General features: G+C 68.7%; 7 protein-coding genes. 6 read left to right on the forward strand and 1 reads right to left on the reverse strand.

Annotated elements, in window-relative coordinates; translation table 11 throughout:
- The first annotated feature begins 150 nt into the window (after nucleotides 1-150).
- Nucleotides 151-2,556, forward strand: a complete 2,406-nt coding sequence (locus KME78_RS65145) for an ArnT family glycosyltransferase (protein WP_308127317.1) — start codon at nucleotides 151-153, stop codon at nucleotides 2,554-2,556.
- A 698-nt stretch (nucleotides 2,557-3,254) separates the two neighbouring features.
- Here the strand turns inward: KME78_RS65145 and KME78_RS40770 are convergent.
- Nucleotides 3,255-3,641 (reverse strand): nuclear transport factor 2 family protein, encoded by a 387-nt coding sequence (locus KME78_RS40770; protein WP_219534849.1) that lies wholly within the window; start codon nucleotides 3,639-3,641, stop codon nucleotides 3,255-3,257.
- Between the two features lie 103 nt (nucleotides 3,642-3,744).
- On the opposite strand from KME78_RS40770, the gene KME78_RS40775 reads away from it, so the two are divergent.
- The 5 genes from KME78_RS40775 to KME78_RS40795 form a co-directional block, all read left to right on the forward strand.
- The gene (locus KME78_RS40775; protein ID WP_219534850.1) at nucleotides 3,745-4,299 is read left to right on the forward strand and encodes a TetR/AcrR family transcriptional regulator; all 555 of its coding nucleotides are present in this window, start codon (nucleotides 3,745-3,747) and stop codon (nucleotides 4,297-4,299) included.
- Nucleotides 4,300-4,453: 154 nt separating this feature from the next.
- Nucleotides 4,454-5,455, forward strand: coding sequence for an ABC transporter ATP-binding protein (locus KME78_RS40780; RefSeq protein ID WP_219534851.1), 1,002 nt, complete (start codon nucleotides 4,454-4,456; stop codon nucleotides 5,453-5,455).
- A gap of 410 nt (nucleotides 5,456-5,865) precedes the next feature.
- A complete protein-coding gene (locus KME78_RS40785; RefSeq protein ID WP_219534853.1) occupies nucleotides 5,866-6,366 on the forward strand; it encodes an Rv1363c family protein in 501 nt (166 codons plus the stop codon).
- Entirely contained in the window at nucleotides 6,363-6,857 is a 495-nt protein-coding gene (locus tag KME78_RS40790; RefSeq protein ID WP_308127318.1) for an Rv1363c family protein, read from the forward strand. The genes KME78_RS40785 and KME78_RS40790 overlap by 4 nt, the downstream gene beginning before the upstream one ends.
- A 436-nt stretch (nucleotides 6,858-7,293) precedes the next feature.
- Nucleotides 7,294-7,544, forward strand: a 251-nt coding sequence (locus tag KME78_RS40795) for a hypothetical protein (protein ID WP_219534855.1), incomplete at its 3' end; no start/stop codon positions are given.

The following is a 7,544-nucleotide window of genomic DNA, read 5'->3' on the forward strand; positions in this document are numbered from 1 at the left end:
CGTTTCACCCCAGAAGGGGCGGCTGCACCCAGGTGCCGGGTGTGCCGCCTCTTTTGTGTTTTCTGCCTGGCCGGCGGCCGGCGTACAGAGCTCACGAGATTCTCATGGTCGTCTCATCGCAGGGCGAGAGGCCGTGTTTAGCGTTCGAGTGTGTTCAAGGATGTGCGTGTCAGAGATCGATGGGCGTTGGCCGGGCTGCTCGCCGCCACCGCGGTGCTCTACGTATGGGGGCTCAACGCCTCCGGATGGGCGAACTCGTTCTACTCGGCTGCCGTACAAGCGGGTAGCCAGAGCTGGAAGGCGTTCTTCTTCGGGTCGTCCGACGCGGCCAATGCCATCACCGTGGACAAGACGCCGGCCTCGCTGTGGCCGATGGAGCTCAGCGCCAGGATCTTCGGCCTGAACTCCTGGAGCATCCTCGTGCCCCAGGCGCTCATGGGCGTGGCGACCGTGGGCGTGGTCTATGCCGCCGTACGCCGCCGGTTCCCCGCGTGGGCCGCGTTGCTGGGCGGGGCGGTCATGGCGCTTACGCCGGTGGCGGTGCTGATGTTCCGCTTCAACAACCCGGATGCGCTGCTGGTGCTGCTGCTGACCGTCGCGGGTTACTGCGTCGTGCGGGCTCAGGAGAAGGCGGGGACGCGGTGGTTGGTGCTGGCGGGGGCGTGCATCGGGTTCGCGTTCCTGGCCAAGATGCTGCAGGCGTTCGTGGTACTGCCGGGGTTCGCGCTCGTCTACCTGATCACGGCGCCGACCACGATGGGGCGGCGGCTCTGGCAGCTCGTGCTCGCGGGGGCGGCCATGCTGGTGTCGGCCGGATGGTGGCTGGTGGCGGTGGCGCTGGTGCCCGCCGCCGACCGTCCGTACATCGGCGGCTCCCAGACGAACAGCGTCCTGGAGCTCGCGCTCGGCTACAACGGGATCGGGCGGCTGAACGGCGGCGACTACGGCGGGCTCGGCAACCTCAACCAGGAGGCCGGCTGGTTGCGGATGTTCGACACCGAGGCGGGCGGGCAGATCTCCTGGCTGCTGCCGGCGGCGCTGGTGCTCCTCGTGGCCGCGATCTGGCTGACGCGGTCGGCGCCGCGGACTGATTCCGTACGGGCCCAGGTCGGTGTGTGGGGGAGCTGGCTGGTGGTGACCGGGCTGATCTTCAGCCTGATGCAGGGCATCTTCCACGCGTACTACACGGTGGCGCTGGCTCCGGCGATCGCGGTGCTGGTGGGTTCGGGGGTGGCGCTGCTCTGGGAGCGCAGGGAGAACCGGGTGCTCGCGTTGGCGGCGGCTGTTACGGCTGGGTGGGCGTACGTTCTGCTGGCGCGTAGTTCGGAGTGGAATTCCTGGCTGGGGCCGATCGTGCTCGTCGCCGGGTTGGCGGCGGCAGTGGGGCTCCTGGTCGTCGGGCGCTACCAGGAGGTCGAAACGGGTCCGGCCGGGGTGCCTTCTGAGGGATTGGCTGGCGCGCCGACTGAAGGATCGGCGGGGGCTTCGTCCGCGGGATTGACGGGCTCGCCGTCTGGGGGATTGACGGGCGCGCTGTCTGCGGGAACTGCGGCGGTGTCGGCTGAGGGGCCTGAAAAGGTGTTGTCTGCGGGAGCTGCGGGGGAGTCGTCGGCGGGAACCGCCTGGGTGCTGTCTGCGGGACCTGCGGGAGAGCCAACCTCGGGAGTGTCATCGGAGAGGTCTGCCGAGGTGCTGTCTCGGGATCCTGTGGGGGTGCCGTCTGAGAGGCCTGCTGAGGTGCTGTTTCGGGGTCCTGTGGAGGCGTCGTCCGAGGGGCCTGGAGCGGTGCGGTCCGAGGGGCATGGAGGGGTGGCGTTTGCGGGGCGTGGTTGGTGGTCGCGGCGGTTGTCGGGGATTGTCGCCGGTGTGGCTGTCGTGGTGTGCCTGGCTGGGCCGGCCGCGTACGCGCTGGACACCGCCGCGTCCGCGCACACCGGCGCGATTCCCACGGCGGGTCCGTCGACGGGAGGTTTCGGCGGACCTGGAGGGTTCCGCGGCGGCGGGCCGAGGGCTATGGGACCGGGTGGGTTCGGCGGGGGCGGCCAGCCAGGCGGCGTCGGTAGGGGCGGTCAGCAGGGCGCCGGTCAGCCGGGTGGCACCAGCGGTAATGCGAGGTCTGACGGTATGGGCACCGGCGGGTTCGCTCGCGGCGGCCGGGGAGGCGGGATGGGTGGGCTGCTCCAGGCCGCCACCCCCAGCGCCGAGCTGACCGCCCTCCTGACGAGCAACGCCTCCGCCTACACCTGGGTCGCCGCGGCCGTCGGCTCGAACAACGCCGCCGGATACCAGCTGGCCACGGGTCAGCCGGTGATGGCGGTGGGCGGCTTCAACGGGACCGACCCCGCGCCGACACTCGCCCAGTTCAAGCAGTACGTGGCCGACGGGAAGATCCACTACTTCATCGGCGGTGGCATGGGTGGCATGCGCGGCGGGGCCGGTACGGGCGGCACAGGCGGTAGCAGCGACGCGAACGAGATCGCGGCGTGGGTGCAGGACACATTCACCGCCAGCACCGTCGGCAACACCACGCTGTACGACCTCACCGCCACCAAGTGACTGACCGCAGCTGACCCACCCCGCCCTAACTCCCAGCTGGCCGACTCCTCCCGGGCCGGCTCGCCTCAGGTGGGCTCCAGGCAGGATCGGTCCCCGGCTCCGGGTCGGTCGCTCGCCCTGGGTCGGCGACGGGTCGGCCCCAGAGTTGATCCGCTTGTCCGGGGCTGGCCCCCGGGTCGGGCCCGCTCGCCTCGGGTAGGCCCCCAGGCAGGTCCCGGCTCCGGGTCGGTCGCTCGCCCTGGGTCGGCCACGGTCGGCCCCAGAGTTGATCCGCTTGTCCCGGGCCGGCTCCTGGTCGGCCCCAGAGCCGATCCGCTCGTCGCGAGTCGGCGCCCGAGTCGGTCCGTTCACGCCGGGTCGGCTCCCAGGGCCGGTCCGCACGTGCCGTCCGCACGTGCCGTCCGCACGTGCCGTCCGCACGTGCCGTCCGCACGTGCCGTCCGCGCGGCCAGGGCACGTGTCGTCCGCGCGGCCAGGGCACGTGTCGTCCGCGCGGCCAGGGCACGTGTCGTCCGCGCGGCCAGGGCACGTGTCGTCCGTTTGGCCCGGCCGCTTGTGCCGTCCCTGCGGCCTCGCCACCTGCCTCGTGCGCGCGGCCTGGCCGTACGCTCCGTCCGTGGGGGCTCCGTCCCCTGCGCCCCAGTACGTGCGGGCGGCGCTTCTACCAGGCAGCCGGTGAACGTCAGCCGGTCACCGTGCTAGGCGGCGCGGACGCGGGCGATGGCGCTGGTGTCCATGTAGTCACGCGTGTGGACGATCAGCCCGTCCCTGACCCGCAGGATCAGCAGACCCGGCACCGTCAGCTCCTGATCGGCCACCGTGACCACCGTCTCGTGCTCCGCCACGACCACCTCCGGGTCCGTGGTCTGGCGGATGGCCACGTCGCGGATCTCCTTCACCAGCGCCTCCATGGCGCCCCACATCATCGTGTACCCCGCCCGGACCCCCTCCCTGCCCTTGAACGGCGGCAGCCCGCCGAACGGGAACTCGTGCAGACCGTCCTCGGCATAGAGATCGGCCAGCTCGTCGGCCGATTTGTGCAGCATCGCGGCGTGATAGGCGGCGACAACACCAGCAACAGACATGGGAACTCCATTTCGCTCAACGGACGTTGACTCAACGAGCGTAGAGCGGAACGAGACGAACGGTCAACGCCTGTAGAGTGAACGGCATGACGGAGTGGGTGGCGTGACCGAACGAGCGGAACGCCGTCGCAGGACCGAGCAGCGGATCCTGGAAGCGGCCAGGAAGCTCTTCGCCGACCTGGGGTTCGAACGGACCACGATCCGCGCGGTCGCCAAGACGGCCGAGGTCGACCCCGCCCTCGTCATGCAGTACTTCGGCAGCAAGCAGGACCTGTTCAGCGAGGCCGTACGCGTGGCCCCGGCGCCCGTGGCCCCGGGCGACACCGACGAACTGGTCGAACAGCTCCTCGGCAGCCTCGGCATGAAGATGGGGGAGTTGTCGCAGGGGTCCCTGGCCATGATGCGGTCGATGCTCACCCACCCGGAGGCGGCCGCGTCGGCGCGGGCCGTACTGAGCCGGCAGATTCACCAGATCGGCGAGTCGATCCCCGGCGATGACGCGCGGATGCGGGCGGCGCTGATGACGACGATCATGCTGGGCGTGACCGTGGGCCACCAACTGCTCGAACTTGACGAGCTACGCGAAGTGCCTCAAGCAGACATCGCACGAGTCCTCCGCCCAGCCCTGAAAGCGATCGCCAGCCCTCAGCCCGAATGAAGATCCAGGATCCCGTTGCTGGACTCCGTGTCTCATAACCGGCCAGTAACAAGTTATTGGAACTGGTTCCAATTCGCTCGCACGCCGCTACCGTGATGGCAAATGTGTGGTTAGAGTGTGCGGCACGTTACCCCCTGCGCATGGAAGGTGACCCGTGGGCGTCGAAGTCGTGGTCGACGGGCTGACCAAGTCGTTCGGCCGGCAGGTCATCTGGGAGGACGTCTCACTCACCCTGCCCGCGGGCGAGATCTCGGTGCTGCTCGGCCCGTCCGGCACCGGCAAGTCGGTCTTCCTGAAGACCCTGGTCGGGCTGCTCAGGCCGGACCGCGGGCACATCTGGATCGACGGCTACGACCTCGCCAACTGCAACGAGAACAAGCTCTACGAGCTGCGCCGCCTGTTCGGCGTGCTGTTCCAGGACGGCGCTCTGTTCGGGTCGCTCAGCCTGTACGACAACATCGCCTTCCCGCTGCGCGAGCACACCAAGAAGAGCGAGTCGCAGATCCGCCAGATCGTGCTGGAGAAGATGGAGCTCGTCGGCCTGCTCGGCGCCGAGACCAAGCTGCCCGGCGAGATCTCCGGCGGCATGCGCAAGCGGGCCGGGCTGGCCAGGGCACTGGTGCTCGACCCCGAGATCATCCTGTTCGACGAGCCCGACTCGGGCCTCGACCCGGTACGGACCGCCTATCTCAACCAGCTCATCGTCGACCTGAACGCCGAGATCGAGGCGACGTTCCTGATCGTCACGCATGACATCAACACCGCCCGTACGGTGCCCGACGACATCGGGCTGCTGTTCAGGCGAGAGCTGATCATGTTCGGGCCGCGCGAGATGCTGCTGTCGAGCGACGAGCCGGTGGTCCGGCAGTTCCTCAACGCCAGGAAGCACGGGCCGATCGGCATGTCGGAGGAGAAGGACGTCTCCGAGCTGGAGGCCGAGGCGCAGCAGGGCCACGACCCCGGCTCGCTGCCACCGATCCCGCCGCAGCTGATGCCGAGCGGCAACGGTCTCCGCCGCACACAGCGGCCGCCCGGCACCTGGTTGGCGGCCAACGGTGTCATCCCGCCCCAAGGCTCCTTCGTGGACGATCGCGGGCGCAACTGGCTGGAAGAGTATCCCCGCCTGATCAACGCCCACCTCAACGGCGTCAGGTAGAGATCACGACATTTCCCGACGACGTCGGCCGGTCTCTTGTCGATGAGGCCGATGAGGTCGATGAGGCCGGTGATCGGCAGGTACCCGAGGCGGCGGCTGTCGCAGGCGGTCCGGACCGGTTCGTGACCCTCGCCGGACTTGCGGGTGGGGCGGGGGAACTCCACCCGCCCTGCCGCCAGACGGGCCGAGAAGGCGCTTTCCGCAGCCTCAGTGATGGAAAGGCCGGAACGCCGCGCTGTGCGCGCAACGGGGCTCAGGGGGCCGTCTGACGGCGTTTGTCAGATGCTTCAGGGCCGGCCAGGACAAGATGCCCCGCCCCGAGAAGTCCTATGTCGCCTCTGTTGTTTCCCGGGCTGCGGGACGGATCGGCGGGTTATCATCCGCGCAACCAAGCCGGGAGGTGAGCAGACGTGGACGAACCCGCCGCCCGGCCACTCCGCGTCCTGACCGGCGTGCTCATCCTGCTGGTGGTGCTGCTCGGCGCCGCCGTGGTGTTTCTTCGCGGGCAGGATCTGGCCGAGCAGGCCAGGGCGGACGACCGGCGGGCCGCGCTCGACGCGGCGGGCGCGCACGCGATCAACCTGATCTCGCTCGACTACAAGACCGTCGACGCCGACGTGGGGCGCATCCTGGCCACCTCCACCGGCCTGGCCAAGGAGGAGTACACGGCCAACGCGGGCAAGCTCAAGTCCACCACGCTGAAGAACAAGGTCGTCCAGCACGGCGTGCTCCGCGCCACAGGGCTCGTGTCGATGACGGAGGAGACCGCGCGGGTGCTGGTCGTGGCCGACGTGGAGATCCGCTGGGACGGTTCCAAGACCCCCAAGCAGGAGCGGTTCTACCGGTGGTCGATGGACCTGGCCAAGGAGAAGGGGGTCTGGTTGGTGTCGAGGGCGGTGCAGGTGGTGTGAGAGCGGTGGTGATCGCGCTGCTGGTCCTGGTGCTCGGGCTCGGCGCGGTGTCAGGAGTGTTCTGGTACGACGCGCACGCCCTGCGCGTGGACGAGGAGGCCGGCAGAGAGGCCATGGCCGCGGCCCGTACGGTGGCGCCGGACCTGCTCTCGTACGACTACCGGACGGTCGAGCGGGATCTGGCCCGGGCGACCGAGCACACGACCGGCGAGCTGGCCAAGCACTACAAGGAGCTGTCGGCCACCCTGGTCGCCAAGGCCAAGGCGGAGAAGACGGTGCAGACGGCGACCGTCGCCGACGCGGGTGTGGAGCGGGCAGAAGGTGATCGAGTTGAGGTTCTGCTGTTCGTGAACACGGGTACGGTCAAGAAGATCCCCGGCAAGGCCGAACCACAGCAACAGGTCAGCCAGAACCGGGCCAGGCTCGTCATGATCCGGCAAGATTCGCGCTGGCTGGTGGCCGAGCTGTCGACCTTGATCGGTACGGCTTGAGTCACCGGGCGCGTCCCAATGTTCAATTGTTACCAAAAATAAGGTTTAGCGAATCCCAAGAGCCGGGTATCTGAGTCACAGCAGCACCGGTTGTCGGCATGGGTTCGACCCTCGGTGTGACGGAGCGTTAACCGTCCCCGTTCGCGGGTATCGTCTTGGGCCTGACGGTAGGCGTCCGATCACGCAGGGGAGAAAACCCAGCGTCCGGCCCCTGGGTCGGCGGAAAGTCGGGCTTGCGGGCTTGACGTTTCCGCTCGAACGGGCGATGCTGCGACCAACGTGGAGCATGCAGCGAGAGTGAAGTGGACAGGCGTGTGCCGTTCGGCTACACTGCCCCTTTGCGCTGCCCTTTGACGACCCGCTCCGCTTGCTCACGTTGCGAGGTTGTCTGGCGTGCGTGTAGTCAGTCCGCCGCGAGCCCTCGGAAGGACATCTGTTGGCAGCCTCGCGCAACGCCTCCGCCGTACCCGCTGGTCCCCGTCGCGTCTCTTTTTCGCGCATCCAGGAGCCCCTCGAAGTTCCTGACCTTCTCGCCCTGCAGACCGAGTCATTCGACTGGCTGCTCGGTAACGAGAAATGGAAGGCCCGGGTAGAGGCGGCTCGTCAGGCCGGGCGCAAGGACGTCCCGACCCAGTCGGGCCTCGAAGAGATCTTCGAAGAGATCAGTCCCATCGAGGACTTCTCGGG

The sequence above is a fragment of the Nonomuraea guangzhouensis genome, from assembly GCF_019396345.1.
Classification (GTDB): Bacteria; Actinomycetota; Actinomycetes; order Streptosporangiales; family Streptosporangiaceae; genus Nonomuraea; species Nonomuraea guangzhouensis.